14 protein-coding genes, 3 tRNA genes and 3 pseudogenes are annotated in these 17,913 nt (G+C 71.9%); 10 read left to right on the plus strand and 10 right to left on the minus strand.

What is annotated here, in order from left to right; all coding sequences use genetic code 11:
- Positions 1-70: 70 nt before the first annotated feature.
- On the minus strand, positions 71-1,411 hold the full coding sequence (locus Prubr_RS20870) for a hypothetical protein (RefSeq protein WP_212816600.1): 1,341 nt from the start codon (positions 1,409-1,411) through the stop codon (positions 71-73).
- 466 nt (positions 1,412-1,877) lie between these two features.
- Between Prubr_RS20870 and Prubr_RS20875 the strand changes: the two genes are divergently transcribed.
- Entirely contained in the window at positions 1,878-4,205 is a 2,328-nt protein-coding gene (locus Prubr_RS20875; protein ID WP_246569003.1) for a glycoside hydrolase family 9 protein, read from the plus strand.
- Between the two features lie 364 nt (positions 4,206-4,569).
- Here Prubr_RS20875 and bsaP read toward each other — a convergent pair whose 3' ends face one another.
- Positions 4,570-4,770: a biotin synthase auxiliary protein BsaP gene (gene bsaP, locus Prubr_RS20880; RefSeq protein ID WP_212816601.1), complete on the minus strand. Its 201-nt coding sequence runs from the start codon at positions 4,768-4,770 to the stop codon at positions 4,570-4,572.
- On the minus strand, positions 4,767-5,762 hold the full coding sequence (bioB, locus tag Prubr_RS20885; RefSeq protein WP_212816602.1) for a biotin synthase BioB: 996 nt from the start codon (positions 5,760-5,762) through the stop codon (positions 4,767-4,769). Before bioB ends, bsaP begins: the two co-directional genes overlap by 4 nt.
- Before the next feature lie 53 nt (positions 5,763-5,815).
- Between bioB and Prubr_RS20890 the strand changes: the two genes are divergently transcribed.
- Positions 5,816-6,949: an aminotransferase class I/II-fold pyridoxal phosphate-dependent enzyme gene (locus tag Prubr_RS20890; RefSeq protein ID WP_212816603.1), complete on the plus strand. Its 1,134-nt coding sequence runs from the start codon at positions 5,816-5,818 to the stop codon at positions 6,947-6,949.
- A 43-nt stretch (positions 6,950-6,992) separates the two neighbouring features.
- Positions 6,993-7,721 (plus strand): dethiobiotin synthase, encoded by a 729-nt coding sequence (gene bioD / locus Prubr_RS20895; RefSeq protein WP_281425818.1) that lies wholly within the window; start codon positions 6,993-6,995, stop codon positions 7,719-7,721.
- 28 nt (positions 7,722-7,749) lie between these two features.
- Here bioD and Prubr_RS20900 read toward each other — a convergent pair whose 3' ends face one another.
- Together Prubr_RS20900 and Prubr_RS20905 are read right to left on the minus strand one after the other, a co-directional pair.
- Positions 7,750-8,964: a cytochrome P450 gene (locus Prubr_RS20900; protein ID WP_212828327.1), complete on the minus strand. Its 1,215-nt coding sequence runs from the start codon at positions 8,962-8,964 to the stop codon at positions 7,750-7,752.
- A gap of 1 nt (position 8,965) precedes the next feature.
- The gene (locus Prubr_RS20905; RefSeq protein WP_212816605.1) at positions 8,966-9,640 is read right to left on the minus strand and encodes a class I SAM-dependent methyltransferase; all 675 of its coding nucleotides are present in this window, start codon (positions 9,638-9,640) and stop codon (positions 8,966-8,968) included.
- 142 nt (positions 9,641-9,782) lie between these two features.
- Between Prubr_RS20905 and Prubr_RS20910 the strand changes: the two genes are divergently transcribed.
- Together Prubr_RS20910 and Prubr_RS20915 are read left to right on the plus strand one after the other, a co-directional pair.
- Positions 9,783-10,640, plus strand: a complete 858-nt coding sequence (locus Prubr_RS20910) for a DUF6807 domain-containing protein (protein ID WP_212816606.1) — start codon at positions 9,783-9,785, stop codon at positions 10,638-10,640.
- Positions 10,641-10,823: 183 nt separating this feature from the next.
- Positions 10,824-11,162, plus strand: a complete 339-nt coding sequence (locus tag Prubr_RS20915; RefSeq protein WP_212816607.1) for a DUF952 domain-containing protein — start codon at positions 10,824-10,826, stop codon at positions 11,160-11,162.
- A gap of 232 nt (positions 11,163-11,394) precedes the next feature.
- Here the strand turns inward: Prubr_RS20915 and Prubr_RS20920 are convergent, their stop codons facing one another.
- On the minus strand, positions 11,395-12,000 hold the full coding sequence (locus Prubr_RS20920; protein ID WP_212816608.1) for a TetR/AcrR family transcriptional regulator: 606 nt from the start codon (positions 11,998-12,000) through the stop codon (positions 11,395-11,397).
- A 318-nt stretch (positions 12,001-12,318) separates the two neighbouring features.
- Between Prubr_RS20920 and Prubr_RS20925 the strand changes: the two genes are divergently transcribed.
- The 3 genes from Prubr_RS20925 to Prubr_RS20935 all read left to right on the plus strand — a co-directional run bounded on the left by Prubr_RS20925 (position 12,319) and on the right by Prubr_RS20935 (position 12,582).
- Positions 12,319-12,391 (plus strand) — tRNA-Gly (locus Prubr_RS20925).
- A gap of 33 nt (positions 12,392-12,424) precedes the next feature.
- Positions 12,425-12,495 (plus strand) — tRNA-Cys (locus tag Prubr_RS20930).
- Between the two features lie 12 nt (positions 12,496-12,507).
- Positions 12,508-12,582: transfer RNA gene (locus Prubr_RS20935), tRNA-Val, on the plus strand.
- A gap of 692 nt (positions 12,583-13,274) precedes the next feature.
- On the opposite strand, the pseudogene Prubr_RS20940 reads toward Prubr_RS20935, so the two are convergent.
- Positions 13,275-14,240, minus strand: a pseudogene (locus Prubr_RS20940) (IS701 family transposase); the annotation flags it as partial.
- Positions 14,241-14,335: 95 nt separating this feature from the next.
- Positions 14,336-15,544: an IS701 family transposase gene (locus Prubr_RS20945; RefSeq protein WP_212816609.1), complete on the minus strand. Its 1,209-nt coding sequence runs from the start codon at positions 15,542-15,544 to the stop codon at positions 14,336-14,338.
- Positions 15,545-15,831: 287 nt separating this feature from the next.
- Here Prubr_RS20945 and Prubr_RS20950 point away from each other — a divergent pair, with 287 nt between their 5' ends.
- Positions 15,832-16,722 (plus strand): IS5 family transposase, encoded by an 891-nt coding sequence (locus Prubr_RS20950; RefSeq protein WP_212816610.1) that lies wholly within the window; start codon positions 15,832-15,834, stop codon positions 16,720-16,722.
- 18 nt (positions 16,723-16,740) lie between these two features.
- Here the strand turns inward: Prubr_RS20950 and Prubr_RS20955 are convergent.
- Positions 16,741-17,010, minus strand: a pseudogene (locus Prubr_RS20955) (transposase); the annotation flags it as partial.
- Between the two features lie 202 nt (positions 17,011-17,212).
- On the opposite strand from Prubr_RS20955, the gene Prubr_RS20960 reads away from it, so the two are divergent.
- Entirely contained in the window at positions 17,213-17,605 is a 393-nt protein-coding gene (locus Prubr_RS20960; protein ID WP_212816611.1) for a hypothetical protein, read from the plus strand.
- A gap of 109 nt (positions 17,606-17,714) precedes the next feature.
- Here Prubr_RS20960 and Prubr_RS36940 read toward each other — a convergent pair.
- Positions 17,715-17,891, minus strand: a pseudogene (locus Prubr_RS36940) (IS5 family transposase); the annotation flags it as partial.
- Between the last annotated feature and the right edge of the window lie 22 nt (positions 17,892-17,913).

Genomic DNA, 17,913 nt, shown 5'->3' on the forward strand with positions numbered 1-17,913 from the left:
GCGCTTGCGCGCCCACTGAACTGGGAAAACGTCAGCAATAAATAGATGTCAATCTATGATGCGATGCATATCACGAAACTGGAAAGCGCTTTCCCTTGACGAGGATCGGCTTCAGTGTCATCACGAGCAGCAACCACCACGGCGGTACCGCGGCGAGCAACCCGACGAGCCACGGCAGCCGCCACCACGGTCCCGGTCCGCCCTCCGGTGCGGTCGTCTCCGTCACCGGCACGATCCAGCCGTCGGCGGTCAGCGACCACACCAGGAACGCGTCGCCGACCGGCAGCAGGCCACCCAGATAGCGCCGCTGCCCACCGCTCTCGACCGCGAATCCGGTGGTCTCGGCCAGCCCGGACAGCGCCGCCGCGGTACGCCGGTCGCCGAACAGCACCGCGTCGCCCAGCGCCACGACGCTCGCCGACGCCGACATGCCCAGGATCAGCGGCCCCGAGTCGACGTCGCCGGGCAGGTCGGTGCCGCGCGGGTGTTCGCGTACCCCCGGGGCCCAGAAGGTGGTCGAGGCGAACAGGTCGCGGAAACGGGCCCAGTCGCGGGTCGCGTCCTGCGGATAGACCTCCCGCAGGAACCGCAGCGCCATGGTCTGCGACGTCGCCCGGGCACCCTCCACCGGGAAGCCGGTGTCCGGGTCGACCCGGTGCGCCAGCAGGCCGGTGGCCGGATCCCGCCGGGCGTCGGCCGCCGTCCGCCAGCGGGCCAGCAGCCCGTCGTACGCGTCGGTGCCGGCCAGATGGTCGGCCAGTCGTACGGTGGCGATCCCGACCGTGCTGTCGACCGGCCACGCCTGCCCCGGGTAGGCGCTCAGGAACGGCGAGCCGGTGGCGGTCAGCTGGTTGTCGAACGCCCGGGCCAGCGTGTCGACGTCGGCGGCGAGCCGCTCGGCGTCGAAGGGTGCCGCCGCCGGGCCGCCGGCCAGCCGTACCACGCCGCCCCGTAGCCAGCCGCTCCAACCGGCGTGGAAGACGCCGTACGGCGGGTCGAGGGTGGGGCTGAACGGGGCCCGCCCGGCAGCGGAGTCCAGCGCGTCCAGCGCCCGCCGGGCCTCCCGCAGCGCCTCGTCGTGCCGTCCCGGATCGCGGTCGCCGACCTCCAGCCAGGACAGTCCGTAGAGGACGTGCAGGAAGAAGTAGCCCTCGGGGAAGAGTTCCTGCATCCGCTGGGCGGCTCCGCCGTCGATGGCCCGGCGCAGGAACTCCAGCCGGGGCAGCGCGTCGGCGACCACGGCCCGGTCGGAGCGGTCCAGCGGGCTGCGGGCGTGGAGCCGGGCCACCAGTACGGTGCCGGCCAGCGTGACAACGGCCGTGACCAGTGCGACGAGGGCGACGACCAGCCATTGCGGCCGGTTTCGGCGGGCCGCCGGACCGGGGTTCGTCGCGGGGTGTGTTCGGTCCACTCCGGCACCGTAGACCGGTCCCGCCACCGGGGGTTCTTCACAAACCCACAATCTCCCGGTTACATTGTCCAGAATCCATGGGAGCGCTCCCGGTCGGTCTTGGTCCCGACCATGAGCCAGTCGAACCGGACCTGCCGTCGCCCGACCGGATGACGGGCGACGGGCCGACCGGGAGTCGCCCCGCCCGCCACCGCCACCCGGTCGTGCCCACGGAAGAGGGGCGGATGCGCCCACATCCGCCCCAGGTGTCCTCCGCTGCGCGTTGCCGCGTGCGGCTCCACGGACAGGAGCGAGTCTAGTGCGCCCAACCTTCGGGCCGGCCTGGCTGAAAGGCCGACGTGAACGGCCCCCGCGCCGGTGGCGAAACCGCCACCGGTCCGCCCCGCCGGCCACCGCCGGCCCCACCCCGCCGACACCGGTCCCACCGAGACCGGCCGCCGGCATCGCCGTCGCCGCGGCCGCCGCCGTGGCCGTGGCGGCCGCCCTCGTGGTGACCGCGACCAACCCGGCACCGGCCACCGCCGCACCCGCCTACAACTACGCCGAAGCCCTCCAGAAGTCCCTGCTCTTCTACGAGGCCCAGCAGTCCGGCCCGCTGCCGGACTGGAACCGGGTCTCCTGGCGCGGCGACTCGGCGCTCACCGACGGCGCCGACGTCGGACTCGACCTCACCGGCGGCTGGTACGACGCCGGCGACCACGTGAAGTTCGGCTTCCCGATGGCGTTCAGCGCCACCATGCTCGCCTGGGGCGCGGTGGAGTACCGGGCCGGCTACGTCGCCTCCGGCCAGCTCCCGCACCTGCTCAACAACCTGCGCTTCGTCAACGACTACTTCATCAAGGCGCACCCCGCCCCGAACGTGCTCTACGGGCAGGTCGGCAAGGGCGACGACGACCACAAGTGGTGGGGACCGGCCGAGGTGATGCCGATGGCCCGCCCGGCGTACAGGATCGACGCGAGCTGCGGCGGCGCCGAACTGGCCGCCGAGACCGCCGCCGCGATGGCCGCCAGCTCCATGGTCTTCCGGCCAACCGACGCCGCGTACGCGAACACGCTGGTCAGCCACGCCCGCCAGCTCTACACCTTCGCCGACACGGTCCGGAAGTCCTACCACGAGTGCATCACCGACGCGACCAGCTTCTACCGGTCGTGGAGCGGCTATCAGGACGAACTGGTCTGGGGCGCGATCTGGCTGCACCGGGCCACCGGCGAGGCCGCCTACCTGACGAAGGCCGAGACCGAGTACGACCGCCTCGGCACCGAGCCGCAGACCAGCACCCGCTCCTACAAGTGGACGCTGGCCTGGGACAACAAGCAGTTCGGCGCGTACGTGCTGCTGGCCAACCTGACCGGCCGGCAGAAGTACGTCGACGACGCCAACCGCTGGCTCGACTACTGGACCGTCGGCGTGAACGGCGAGAAGGTGCGTACCTCGCCCGGCGGAATGGCCGTCCTGGACACCTGGGGCGCGCTGCGCTACGCCGCCAACACCGCGTTCGCCGCGCTGGTCTACAGCGACAAGACGACCGACGCGACCCGCAAGACCCGCTACCACGACTTCGCCGTCCGGCAGATCAACTACGCGCTCGGCGCCAACCCGCGCAACTCCAGCTACGTCATCGGCTTCGGCACCAACCCGCCGAAGAACCCGCACCACCGCACCGCCCACGGCTCCTGGTGGGACAGCCAGACGGTGCCGGTCGAGACCCGGCACGTCCTGTACGGGGCGCTGGTCGGCGGGCCGTCCGCGCCCGACGACGTATACCGGGACGACCGCGGCGACTACGTGATGAACGAGGTCGCCACCGACTACAACGCCGGCTTCACGTCCGCGCTGGCCCGGCTGACGTCCCAGTACGGCGGCACCCCGCTGGCGAACTTCCCGCAGCCGGAGAGCCCGGACATCGACGAGATCACCGTCGAGACCACGGTCATGCAGGCCGAGCCACGGGCGACCGGGATCAAGGCGATCGTCTACAACAAGTCGGCGTACCCGGCCCGCGCGCTCACCACGGCGAAGTTCCGCTACTACTTCCGGCCCGACGGCACCGGGCCGGTCACCGTCACGCCCGGCTACACCCAGGGCTGCCCGTCCCCGACGACCGCCCGCCAGTTCAGCGGCGACATCTGGTACGTCGAGATCGACTGCACCGGGTACACCATCGCGCCCGCCGGCCAGTCGGCGCACCGGATGGAGGTCCAGTTCAAGATCGGCGTACCGGAGGGCGGCACCTGGAACCCGGCGAACGACCCGTCGTACCAGCCGGCGGCCGGACCGAACCGCGGGGTGACCCTCTACGCGGCCGGCACCCGGATCTGGGGCGACGAACCCGGCACCACCCCGCCGCCGACCACCCCGCCACCGACGACTCCGCCGCCGACCACGCCGCCACCCACGACCCCGCCGCCGACGACCCCACCGCCCACCACGCCGCCACCCACGACCCCGCCGCCGACCACCCCGCCGCCGGCCGGCTCGTGCGACGTCAGCTACGGCACCAACGACTGGAACAGCGGCTTCACCGGCACCGTCACCGTACGCAACACCGGTGGCACCACCCTGTCCGGCTGGACCCTGCGGTGGACCTTCCCGACCGCGGCGCAGCAGGTCACCCAGTCCTGGTCGGCGACGGTGACCCAGACGGGCACGCAGGTGACCGCCACCAACGTGGCGTGGAACGGGGCGCTCGCCCCGGGCGGCTCGACCACCTTCGGGTTCAACGCCGCCCACGGCGGCAGCAACCCGAAACCGACGACGTACACCCTCAACGGCACCGCCTGCACGGTGTCCTGAACCCGCGCCGGCTCCGGACGGCCGTTCCCACCCGTCCGGAGCCGGTCGGTCGGACACCGTGCCACCCGCCCCGCCCGCCGTGCCGCCCAACGGGACGGCGGGCGGGGCACCCCCGCGCCGCGCCCGCGCCGCCCGTCCGCCCGGCGCCGAGCGTCGGGCGCCGGGCGGGCGTTGATCAAGGACAAGTCGTCCGACGAACCGGGGCAAGGTGGGCACGCTTTCCCCTTGATCGCGCCCGCGCCACCCGGCCCGCGCCACCCGGCCCGGCCCGCGTGATCCGGGTGATCAGGGAGTATGCACCCCGCCACGCCGGCGACACGCGCGATTCAGTCCCTGATCACGCGGATCATGAGGGGCGCGGGGATTATGGGGATGGGGTGCGGCGACCGTGTTCCACGCATTCCGCGGACCAACCCGCCGGGAGGATCTGGACCTTCATCCGGCGGCGGCAGGCCGGGCAGTAACGCGGCGGTTCCAGCTCACGGGCCGCCACGCACGCCGTGTGGGCACCGTCGCCGGCCGGCTCGCCGCAGCGGTCGCACCAGGTCGCGGTCACCGTCGTCACAGCGTCTGGGAGAGCGCCTTGACCGGCATCTTCAGGTCGTCGAGCAACGCCAGGTCGTCGGTCGCCGGGCGCCCCAACGTGGTCAGGTAGTTGCCGACGATCACCGCGTTGATGCCGCCGAGCAGGCCGTCCCGCGTACCCAGGTCACCGAGGGTGATCTCGCGGCCACCGGCGTACCGCAGGATCGTGCGCGGCATCGCCAGCCGGAACGCGGCGATCGCGCGCAGCGCGTCGCGGGCCCCGACCACCGGCCGGTCACCCAGCGGGGTGCCCGGCCGCGGGTTGAGGAAGTTCAGCGGCACCTCGTGCGGGTCGAGTTCGGCCAGCTGCGCCGCGAACTCGGCGCGCTGCTCGACCGACTCGCCGAGACCCAGGATGCCGCCGCAGCACACCTCCATCCCGGAGGCGCGCACCATGGTCAACGTCTCCCAGCGCTCCTCCCAGGAGTGCGTGGTGACGACGTTCGGGAAGTACGACCGGCAGGTCTCCAGGTTGTGGTTGTAGCGGTGCACACCCATGTCGACCAGCTCGTCGACCTGGTCCTTGGTGAGCATCCCCAGCGACGCGGCGACCTGGATGTCGACAGCCTCGCGGATCGCCGCCACCCCCTCGCGCATCTGCTTCATCAGCCGCGCGTCCGGACCGCGTACGGCCGCCACGATGCAGAACTCGGTCGCCCCCGTCGCCGCGGTCTGCTTCGCCGCCTCCACCAGCGACGGGATGTCCAGCCACACCGAGCGCACCGGCGAGGCGAACAGCCCCGACTGCGAGCAGAAGTGGCAGTCCTCGGGGCAGCCGCCGGTCTTCAGCGACACGATGCCCTCGACCTCGACCTCCGGACCGCACCAGCGCATCCGCACCTCGTGCGCCAACTGCAGGGCCGCCGACAGGTGCTCGTCGGGCAGCCGCAGGATTTCGAGGGCGCCGGCCTCGTCGAGGCCGACTCCGCCATCGAGCACCTGGGTGCGGGCGCGGTCGAGGATCTCTGGCATGGTCGTACCCTACAAGGCGTCCTTCTGCCCGGACACCACGTGGGGAGTGATCAGTGAGCGGCTGGCTGGCGGCGCTCGACCGCCGCGCCGCGCTGCGCGCCAAGGCCGGACTGACCCGCCGGCTGCGCCCGCGCGCCGGCACCGACTCCGTGGTCGACCTCGCCGGAAATGACTACCTCGGGCTCGCCCGGCACCCGACCGTCACCGCCGCCGCCGGTGCCGCCCTGACCGGGTACGGCCTCGGCGCGACCGGCTCCCGGCTGGTCCGCGGCTCCACCGACCTGCACGCCATCCTGGAGTCGACCCTCGCCGACTGGCTCGGCACCGGGGCGGCCCTGGTCTACTCGTCGGGCTACCTGGCCAACCTCGGCGCGATCCGGGCCCTGGTCCGCCCGCGTACCCTGCTCGTCTGCGACGCCCACAACCACGCCTCGCTGATCGACGGCGCCCGGCTGTCCGGCGCGCAGACCGTGGTGACCGCGCACGCCGACCCGGCCGCCGTCGACGCCGCGCTGGCCGCGGCGCCCGGCCGGCCCGCCGTCGTCGTCACCGAGTCGGTCTTCTCCGTCGACGGCGACCTGGCCCCGCTGCCCGACCTGTACACGGTGACCAGCCGGCACGGGGCGCTGCTGCTCGTCGACGACGCCCACGCCCTCGGCGTCACCGGACCGGCCGGTGCCGGCGCCGTCGCCGCCGCCGGTCTCGCCGGCCGGCCCGACGTCGTCGTCACCGCCACGCTGTCCAAGGCGCTCGGCGGCGCCGGTGGCGTGGTCGCCGGCCCGGAACCGCTGATCCGGCACCTGGTCGACACCGGCCGCACCTTCGTCTACGACACCGCGCTGCCGCCCGCCGTCGCCGCCGGGGTGCTCGCCGCCGCCCGGCTGGCCCGGGCCGGCGACGACCTGCGCGCCGAACTCGCCGACCGGGCCACGACCGCCGTACGCCGGCTGCGGGCCGCCGGACTGGCCGTCTCGGACCCGGCCGGCGGCGTTCTCTCGATCACGGCGCCCGGTCCCGAGGCGGCGGTGGCCTGGGCCGCCGCCTGCCTCGACCGCGACGTGGCGGTCGGCTGCTTCCGTCCACCGTCCACACCGGACACCCGGTCCCGGTTGCGGCTGACGGTCAACACGGGCGTACCCCGTGCCGACTTCGACCGGGCCCTCGACATCGTCGTGGAGTGCGCGTGAGCGAACGTAGTGAGGTGACGCCGTGAGCGAAGGTGGTGAGAGCGTGACCGAGCTTGGCTGGCGTGGCCCCGTCCTGGTCACCGGCACCGACACCGACGTCGGCAAGACCATGGTCACCGCGGCGGTCGCCGCCTGCGCCCGCGCCGCCGGTCTCACCGTCGCCATGGTCAAGCCCGGCCAGACCGGTACGGCCACCGGCGCACCGGCCGACGAGGACACCGTCGCCCGGCTCGCCGCCCCGACGACGACCCGTACCCTGGCGAACTATCCGGACCCGCTGGCGCCGCTGGCCGCCGCCCGGGTCGCCTCGCTCGAGCCGCTGGAGCTGTACACGGCCGTCGACGCCGTACGCGACATCGCCAAGGAACACGACCTGGTGCTCGTCGAGGGCGCCGGCGGTCTGCTCGTACCGATGGGACTGCGCCCGTCGGGCGAGGCGTGGACGGTCGCCGACCTGGCGGTGTCGCTCGGCGCTCCCGCGGTCGTGGTGACCCGGGCCGGCCTCGGCACGCTCAACCACACCGCGTTGACGCTGGAGGCGCTGGAGCGGCGCGGTGTCCCGGCCGGCGTGGTGGTCGGCGCCTGGCCGGCCGAGCCGGAACTCGTGCACTGGGCGAACTTCACCGAACTGGTCCCGCACCTGCTCGGCGCGCTGCCGGACGGCGCCGGCACGATGGATCCGGGCGTTTTCCAGCGGTCGGCGCCCGGCTGGCTCACCCCGGCCCTGCACGGCGTGCTCGACGACTGGCGCACCTGGGCCGACGACCAGTAGACCGGCCCGCCCGGGCCGCCGGTGCCCGTCAGGCGGCCCGTACCGCCGCCCCTGACCGGCGGACCACGAAGCTGTCCGGCATCCGGAACGACAGGTTGTCCGGGCACCACGGCGCCCGCACCACGGTCACGTCGCGCAGCAGCCCGGCCGCCTCGGCGACGACCACCCCGGCCTCCATCCGGGCCAGGTGCGCCCCGACACACCGGTGCGCGCCCGCCCCGAACGCCAGGTGCCGGCGCGATCCCCGCTGCCCGGGCCGGAACGCCTCCGGTTCGGCGACGACCGCCGGATCCCGGCCGGCGCGGGCCAGCCACAGCACCACGCTCGTACCGGCCGGCACCGCGATCCCGGCGAGCGTCGTGTCCCGGGCGGCGACCCGGCGCCAGGTGACGATCGGCGGATCGAGGCGCAGCCCCTCCTCGACGACGGCCGCGACGTCCACGGTCCCGTCCCGCAGGCCGTCGAGCACGGCCGGTTCGCCGGCCAGCCGGTGCAGCAGCAGGGTCAGGAACTGCGACGTCGTCTCCTGCCCGGCGACCAGCAGGAAGAACAGCGCGCCGACGACCACGTCCGGCGGGTGGCCGGCGGCCCGCAGGTCGGCGGCGAGCCCGCCGCCGGTCGCCGCGAACTCCCGCAGTACGGCGTGGAACCGACCCACCGTCGACGCCAGCGCCACCTGCCGGGCCGGGTCCACCGGCGCCCAGAAGAGTTCCAGCGCCGACCGGGCGAACTCCTTGACCGCGGCGACCTCGGTTCCACCACCGTTCGCGTCGCCGCCGGCCGGCAGGTCGACGAGCCGGGCGAGCACCAGCAGCGGCAGGTCGGCGGCGAGTCCGGCGTACAGGTCGACGGGGTCGCCCCGGTCGAGCGCCGCCGCGAGCCGGCCGACCCGCCGGCGCACGACGGTGGTCAGCCACGCCCGCTGGGCGTCGACCCGGGTCGGGTGCAGCGCGTCGGCGACGATCGCCCGGATCGCCGGATGGCCGGGGCCGCCGTTGTTCGCCAGCGTCGGCGGCAGCCGGAACCGGTGCCCGGCCAGCACCCGCAGCGCCGCCACCGGCACCGGCGTGACCGCGTCCAGGGCGTTGTCGGGGCGGAACGTGCCCGGGTCGGCGAGGACCTGCCGGACCAGTGCGTGGCGGGTCACCACGAGGTGCGCCACGCCGGCGTGGTCGGTGACCGTGGCGACGTCGGCGCCGGCCCCCGCCGGTGCCTCCCAACTGCGGAACAGCACGTCGGACAGGCTATCCGGCCGTCCCGCCGACCCCCGCCGGGCCGGGCAGCTCCCAGATCGTCGTGTGCTTGACGCGTACGCTCTCCAGCGCCGGCGGCACCGGCACGTCGTACGCGGCCAGCGGCCGCAGCAGCTTGCGGGGCAGGAACGCCCGGTCCGGATCGCCGACCAGCACCCGGGCGCCGACCTTCACCGCCCGGCGCAGGAAGCCGAACATCCGGTCGGCCATCGCCTGGCTGTAGAACGCGTCACCGACCAGCACCACCTCGGCGTCCCCGGCGTCACCGCCGAGCAGGTCGGCGGTCTCGGCGACGACGGTCACCCCGTTGGCCGCCGCGTTGAGCGTCGCGGCCGCCCCGGCGAACGGGTCCACGTCGACGGACCGTACGTGGGCCGCGCCGGACCGGGCCGCGGCCACCGCGACCAGGCCGGATCCGGACGCCAGGTCCAGCACCCGCCGGCCCGCCACCACCTCGGGATGGTCGAGTACGTAGCGGGCCAGCGCCTGCCCGCCGGCCCACGCGAACGCCCAGAACGGCGGCGGCTGCTCGCTGCGGAACTCGCCCTCGGTCAGCTCCCACAGGCCGATCGGCTCGTCGGCCTGGTGCAGGCTGATCTCGGGTACGAACGGCACGGCGGCCAGCCGGGCGTAGGCGCGGACGAACGCCGCCGGGTTGTCGGACACGCGGCGATTCTGCCCGACCGGCACCGGGACTGCGGCCGGCAGGGCCCGGCGGCCGGCTCCCGCCGACCGAAGAAGCTCGATACGCTGTCGCAAACCCGTGGGGCAAGGGCTTTCCCGGCCCACCCACCCGAGCGGAGGCACGATGACCGACACCCCCGATCCGGTACGTCTGCTGGTGCGCGACAGCACCGTCGCCGACTACGTCCTCGCCCCGGACATCGACCCGCGCTGGTCGCCCCGGCCGCACCTGCACCCGGTCCGTACCCTCGCTGGCGTCCCGGTCACCGACACCCTGCCCGAGGACCACCGCTGGCACCTCGGCGTCAGCGTCGCCATGCAGGACGTCTCCGGCACCAACCTGTGGGGCGGACGCACCTACGTCCGCGACGCCGGCTATACCTGGCTCGACGACCACGGCCGGATCGTCCACGACACCTGGCACGACCGGCGCCCCGACGGCTTCACGCAGCGGCTGCGCTGGCTCGACCCGGCCGGCGACACCCTGCTCGTCGAGGAACGCACCGTCGCCGTCCGCGAGACCGGCCACGCCGGCACGTACGCCCTCGACATCGCGTACACGCTCACCGCCCCCGCCGACCGGGACGTCTCGCTGGGCAGCCCGGCCACCAACGGCCGCCCCGGCGGCGCCGGCTACGGCGGCTTCTTCTGGCGGGTCGCCCCCGGCACCCCGCAGACGTTCACCGAAGGCGCCGACGGGGAGGAGAAGGTCAACGGCAGCACCGAGCCGTGGCTCGCGCTCACCGGGCAGGGGGCCGACGGTGCGCCGTACAGCCTGGTCTTCGCCGGGCTCGGCGCCGGCGACCACTGGTTCGTGCGGACCGGGATCTACCCGGGGGTGTGCGTCGCGCTGGCCTTCGAACACACCCTGCCGGTCCCGGCCGGCGGCACCGTCGGTCGCCGCCACCGCGTCCTGGTCGCCGACGGCACCCTCACCCGCGACGACGTACGCGACCTCCCCTGGGCCCCGCCCACCCCCTGACCCGACCCGCCCTGCCCGCGTTGGGCGTTGCGTGTGCGCGGGCGCGGCGCGGGCGTGTGCGCGGCGCGGGCGCGGGCGTTGCGCTGATCAAGGAGAAAGCGTGCCCGGATCGGGCGGGTTGTCGCTTGTTTTCTCCTCGATCAGCGCGGCTTCCGGCGGGCTCCGGGCGGGCTAGGGTCGCGGGTGATCTACAAGCTGCTTGCTGCCGCGGAGTGGGCCCAGGCCCGCGCGCGGGGGAGTTACGCGGGGTCGGCGGTGGACCGGCGGGACGGGTACGTCCATCTCTCCGGCCGGGAACAGGTCGTCGAGACGGCCGCCCGGCACTTCGCCGGGCAGCGTGGCCTGGTCCTGCTGACCGTCGACCCCGGGCTGCTCGGTGCCGACCTGCGCTGGGAGCTGTCCCGCGGCGGGGCGCTGTTCCCGCACCTGTACGCGCCGCTGCCGGTCGACGCGGTGGTGCTGGCCGTGGACGTACCCGAGGACGTGCCGGTCCCCGACGCGGTGGCCGCACTGGTGGGTTGAGCCGTCGTCAGGCGGCTCGGGCGGGTTGGTTGGGTCGCCGCTCGGCGGCTTGGGCGGAGATCGGTTGAGTCGCCGGCAGGCGGCTTGGATGGATCGGTTGAGTCGCCGGCAGGCGGCTTGGATGGATCGGCTGAGTCGCCGTCAGGCGGGTCGCCGTCAGGCGGCTCGGATGAATCGGTTGGGTCGCCGTCAGGCGGCTCGGCCGGGTCGGGTGGCCGGCCGGGGGTGCGGCTCAGGCGAGATGTTCGGGGTCGATGCCCAGTTCGCGGGCGGTCGACAGGCGCACCCATTCGGCGACCTGGCGGCGGGCGACCATCCGCTCGTGCACGGTGACCTGCACGGCCAGGCCGTCGATGAGGGCGATGATCCGCCATGCCGCCCCACCCGGGTCGGGGCACGTGAAACTGCCGTCGGTCACGCCGGCCGCGATCACCTCGGTCAACGCTTCCTTCCAGCGCAGGTCGAGCCGGCGCGACACCTTTTCCAGTTCCGGGCTGCGCAGCGCCTCGGCCCAGCCGTCGATCCACAACGTCCAGCTCTTCGAGCGGCCGCCGGACGGCACGTAGAACCGCAGGATCTTCTTCAGTTTCTCCAGCGGCGCGGCGCCGGAGCCGAGCAGCGTGTCGACTCGGGCGAGATCCTGCTCGGCGGCGTACGCGAACGCCTGGGAGAGCAGGCGCTCCTTGGTCGCGAAGTGGTAGAAGACCAGCGCCTGGCTGACCCCGGCCGCCTCGGCGACGTCGGCGGTCCGGGTGTTGGCCAGCCCGCGTTCGGCGATCACGTCGCAGGCGACGCTCAGCAGCGATTCGAGGCGCAACTCCGCCGACCGTCTCGTCACGCGGTCACGTTAATCCATGGATGTCACCATGTTGTGTCGCATCATCCTCACTTTGTTGAGGGAACAGTCAGTCCGTCCGGCGTCATGACGCCCTTTTTTGCCCTGGTCTCCTAACCCAGGTTCCTAGGATGCCTCCGGGTTGTGGTCGGGGCGGCGTGATCCCCAAGCTCGCTACCTGCGGTTTTGTGGATCTCGGCGACCACGCCGCGCCGAGGGGGACCCGAGTTGGCACTTGTCGGCAGCCTCGGCTAAAGTTCTCATCCGTCACCAGGAAACAGCGGAGACAAGCAAGACCAGAAGTTGGAAGACCTGAAGTACGCGGACGTAGCGCAGCTGGTAGCGCATCACCTTGCCAAGGTGAGGGTCGCGGGTTCGAATCCCGTCGTCCGCTCGGAGATATGCCGCCACAGTCGGGGGCTACCTCGGTGGAGTGGCCGAGAGGCGAGGCAACGGCCTGCAAAGCCGTGTACACGGGTTCAAATCCCGTCTCCACCTCGGCAAGAGCGAGGGCGATTGGCGCAGTGGGAGCGCGCTTCCTTGACACGGAAGAGGTCACTGGTTCAAACCCAGTATCGCCCACCATGTATATGAGCAGGTCAAGCGGCTCGTTACCGAACTTTCGGTAACGAGCCGTTCCCGTTGTGGTCCTTACGTTGGGAGCAGGATGGGAGCACAAGATCATCTAGATGATCCGGCTGTGTAGGGCTCGGTGCGTTTAACGCCCGGGTCGCCATGATCGTGCCGCGACCCGCGATTACCCGACGGCGTCGGAGGACGACGCGCGGGGTGGTGCGTCCCGATCGAGCGCGGCTGGCGACGTCGGTTGGTAACGTGCCCTTGCCTTTGGCGGGTGACTGTGCCATCCGGCCGATGGTGCCGTCCGCCGGTTACCCCGGACGTGTCCGTCTCTGACATCTCGCTGGATGTTGGAGGCGGATCGGGGCTTGCCTTGGTCGGTCCTGGGATCGTGTGCCTGGCGAGGTATCCCCGCGCGAGGGAGCTGATGGCCGGGTGGAGGTCGGGGCGTACCTCTTGCGGAGGGGGACGTGTACGTCGATCCGAGCGCCGGGAGGTAGTCAGCCCGGCGAGGTGGTGGCCGGGACGGCAGCGGCAGTCGTTGAGGCGGAGCGGTCGGAGCCGGCTACGGGTACAGCGGCGCGGGTGGCCTCCAGCGCCGGTCGGCTCGGGCGTGGCGGGTACGGATGAGACCCCGCAACAGGAACGGCACCAAGTCCTCGATGAACGGCAACCCCGCTTGGGCTAATACTCCAACGTCAGTTCGCCTGTCTGCGCTGGTAGTGGGATCGTCGGGCTCGGGCTTGGGATGTTCGTCGCCAGATCGACCAGTGCATCGTGTGTGCTGGTGGGAGTGATTGGGTGAGGACGAGGGCGTTGAGGAGTCGGCGGATCTCGGCGACGGTCAACGCGATGATGTCCGGGTCGGGCTGCCGGGCGGTGGCGGCGAGGGTGGTCAGGACGGCTAGGGCGAGCATGGCCAGGGTGATGAACCGGTGCCAGCCGGTCCAGCCGCGGACCTGGTAGTGGTCCAGGCCGACCTGGCCCTTGCCGGTCTGGAACAGTTCCTCGATGCTCCAGCGTGAGCCGGCGACCCGCACGAGGGTGTGCAGCGGCACCGGGCGGGGTGACCAGCACAGGTAGAAGGCCAGTTCGCCGGTGGCGCGGTTGCGTCGGATGAGTAGCCACCGGTGTTCGCCGGGTCGGGTGGCGGTGGTGATCCAGGCCCACAGGTAGTCGCGGGCTCCTTTGGCTCCCGGACCGCAGCTGCGTGGTTGCCATCCGGTGGTGGGGATCCGTTCGGCGAGGGTGTCGCCGCGTACGAGGGTGCGGCCGTCGTTGATCGCCACACGCCGGTCGTAGCCGACCGCCAGGACGTAGCCGATCCCGCAGTTTTCCAGATCGGCGCGTAGGCCGGGATCGGCCCCGTAGACCTCGTCGGCGGTCACCCAGCCGACCGGGACGCCGGCGTCGATCGCGGCGGCGATCATCTGTCGGGCCAGGGCCGGTTTCGTGGCGAACCCGACCTGGTCGGGGACGCCGGCGGCGGCGCGACGTTCGGGCTGGTCGCACCAGGTCGTCTCCGGCAGGTAGAGCCGACGGTCGATCAACGCCCGGCCCGCAGGCGAGACGTAGGCCAGGAACACTCCGACCTGGCTGTTCTCCACACGCTCGGCGGTGCCCGTGTACTGCCGCTGCACCCCGACCGACCTCGTTCCCTTCTTAGTACGGCAGCCGCCGTTCGTGATCAGTGCTGAAGCTCGAGGTTGAGGCGGCGTGTGTAGTGGGATCGTCGGGCTTGGGCTTGATGCCGGCGCCGTCAGCCTGACCAGTGCAAACGGTGGGTTAGATCGCTGATCGGGCGGATGATGCAGGCGTTGATGAGGCGGCGGACTTCGTTGACCGTCAGCTTGATCAGTCCGGTGTCGGCCGGGTCGTGGTGGGCCGCGTCCGCGGCGCAGATCGCCAGCACGGCGAGAGCGGCCAGGGCGAGAGTGGTGAACCGGTGCCAGGAGTCCCAGCGGCGGACCTGGTGCTGGTCCAGGCCGACCTGACTCTTGGCGGCCTGGAAGCTCGTTTCGACGGTCCAACGGATGCCCGCGACCCGCACGAACTGGGCGAGGGCGGCCGGTTGCGGGGTCCAGCAACGGTAGAAGGCCAGTTCACCGGTGGTGGCGTTGCGGCGGACCAGAAGGCTGTGCCGGCCGCCGTCGTCAGGGTCAGCGTCGGTGCACACATCGTCGAGCCAGGCCCAGTCGTAGAAGCGGGGACCCTTCGACCCGGCGCCGGCTGATCGGCGCTGCCAGGCCGATGCCGGTAGTTCGGCGGCTACCCGGTCGGCGCGAACGCGGGTCTTGCCGCCATCGAGCGGGATCAGATGGCTGCAGGACACAGCCAGGACGTAGCCGAGCCCGTGTCCGCGAAGGTGAGCGCGGAAGACGGCGCTGTTGCCGTATGCCTCGTCCGCGGCCGCCCAGCCAGCCGGAACACCGGCGTCGATCGCGGCGGTGATCATGTCGGCGGCCAGCTGCGACTTGGTGGCGAATCCGATCTCGTCGGGCACGCCGGCGGCTTGGCAGCGGTCCCGGTCGTCGGTCCACGACGCCGGCAGATACACACGTCGGTCGATCAGGGTGTGCCCGCTCGCGCCGGCGTAGCCCAGAAACACCCCGACCTGGCTGTTTTCGATCCGCCCGGCGGTGCCGCTGTACTGCCGCTGTACTCCGACCGAATGCTGGCCCTTCTTCAGATCTCCGGTCTCGTCGACCACCAGGACCGCGTCCGGGCCACCGAACCGGTCGGTGATCAGCTGCCGCAGGTCGTCGCGGACGGCGTCGGCGTCCCACACCGCCCGGTACAGCAGCCGCTGAATCGCATCCGGACGGGCGTGACCGGCCTGCTCGGCCAACTGCCAGCACGTCTTCACCTCAAGATCGGACAACAGCCCGGTCACGAACGCTGTCGCCGCACGGCGAGGCTCCACCCGCCCGAACCGGCCCGCGAAGCACCCGAGCACCCCGGCCAGCACACGCTCCCACCGAGCAACGGCTACGCTGTGGCACGCGGCCACCGCAAGATCTGATGTTGTGTCCACAACGCACAGACGATCACGCGGTGGCCGTCTCGCGTCCACCCCAGGTCAGCAGCAAGATCTCAAACGGCGGCTGCCGTATTAGAGCCAGTCTGACAACTGGCGGGGATAAGCGGTGGCGGATGCCCGGCCCGGTGTACGGCGTGTCGTGGTGACAGCAGTCAGGGCTCTTCGGTAGATGCACTGGCGACCAAACCAGTTGTGCCGCAACCGAAGAGCCCCGCATGAGTTTCTACCTTGTCGCCGGCACCGGCGCACCCACCACCCCCGCCGACGCCCGCGACCATCTGCCCACCACCCGTCCACGTCGCTACCCCTCGGACACCACCGACACCGAGTGGGCGGTGATCGCACCCCTGATCCCCACCGGTACCCCAGGCCCACGAGGCGGCCGCCGCCCCACACGCTCGCGCCGGGACATCGTCGACGCGATCCGCTACCTCGTCCACAACGGCGGGGTATGGCGGGCACTACCGGTCGACTTCCCGCCCTGGAAGACCGTCTACCACTACCACGCCCGCTGGGCAGCCGACGGCACCCTGACCCGCCTGCACCACACCCTGCGCGAACGGGTACGCGCCACCGAAGGCCGCCACCGCGAACCGACCGCGGCGATCATCGACTCACAATCCGTCCGCGCCGCCGAAACCGTGCCGCGCACCAGCCGCGGCTACGACGCCGGCAAGAAGATCAACGGCCGCAAACGCCACATCGCGGTCGACACCATCGGACTGCTACTGGTCGTGGCCGTCACCACGGCCAGCGTCCAGGACCGCGTCGCCGGCCGCGCCCTACTGATCGCGCTACGCGGCTGCCACCAGCACCTACGCCTCGTCTGGGCCGACAGCGCCTACCTCGGCACATTCGTCGACCTCGCCGCCAGACTACGGATCACCGCCCGGATCGTGGCCAAGCTCGCCGGACAGATCGGCTTCCACGTCCTACCCCGCCGATGGGTCGTGGAGAGGACCCTCGCCTGGATCAGCCGCCACCGCCGGACCGTCCGCGACTACGAACGACTCCCCGCCCACCACGCCGCCATCGTCTACTGGTCCATGACCATCATCATGAGCCGACGACTCGCACACACCCAACCCCAACCTCAAACCACCTGACCAGTTGTCAGACTGGCTCTTAAGGAACCCCGTCTCGTCGGTGACCAGCACGGCGTCGGGGTGCCCGAGCCGTTCGACCAGCCAGTCACGCACGTCATCGCGGACGGCGTCGGCGTCCCACACCGCCGTACGCAGCAGTCGCTGCATCGCCTGCGGATCGGCATGACCCGCGTGTTCGGCAAGCGACCAGCAGGTCTTGCGTTCCACGCCCGACAGCAGCCCTTCCACGAACCGCGCCGCGGTCGCACGCGGTTGCGCCCGGGCGAACCTGCCGGCGACACGCGTCATCGCCTCGTCCAGGATGACCCGCCACCTGGCGGGGTCTACGCTGTGGCACACGGCCACCGCACGATCTTCGGTTGTCCTCACAAACCATCGATGATCAACGCGGTGGCCGTCCTCATGCCCGCGCCACGCCGGACGCGGAGTCGCCCGAAGGTGCTCTGGTTTCCGCTGGCTGTCGCATCGTTGCGCGACAAGAATGACAGGCGTGATCAGCGATCTTCTTGCTGAGGTGGCCGAGACCGTCGACAAGACGACTCGGGTCCGCGTCTTCGACTCGACCGGGCCGGGTGAACCGACCCGCAAGCGGCGCGACCGTCGTCCGACCCTGGCTGACCAGCATGCCCCGGAAGCGCTGGAGCAACTGCGAGCAGCGCTGACACTGCGACCGGATACCAAGGTCATGGACTGGATGCAGGGGACCGATCTATGGCTCGAACTGCTCGGACGTGACGATGCGCCGTTGACCGCGATCGGTCTCCTTCACCCCGGCTGGATCAGGTGGGAATCCCACGGTGACCTCGAACTGCGGTACCCGACGGCCATCTTGCAGTGGTTGACCCGCTGGGCCCCCGCAGCAGCGGCAACCATCGCCAGATGACCGTGCCTCTCGCGCCATCCCGTTCACCATCGCCCCACACCACACCGTGGAGGAGGCTAACCGTCGAAGCCAAGTGACGTTGGAGTATTAGGCCGCCGACGGTGGCGGCTGGGCTGTCGCCGCGCTGCCCAGTGGTCACTACCACGGCCATCAGCTTGCGGCCCTGCTCACACGCCAGATGCATCTTGGTGGTCCAGCCGCCCCGAGATCGGCCGAGCCCATGGTCTGCCGGCTCCGCCTGCGTACCACTGGGCGGCTCCTTCTGCGCATCGCCGTCACGGCGGGCGGGTCGAGATAGTCGATCGTCA

It is taken from the genome of Polymorphospora rubra, assembly GCF_018324255.1.
Classification (GTDB): domain Bacteria; phylum Actinomycetota; class Actinomycetes; order Mycobacteriales; family Micromonosporaceae; genus Polymorphospora; species Polymorphospora rubra.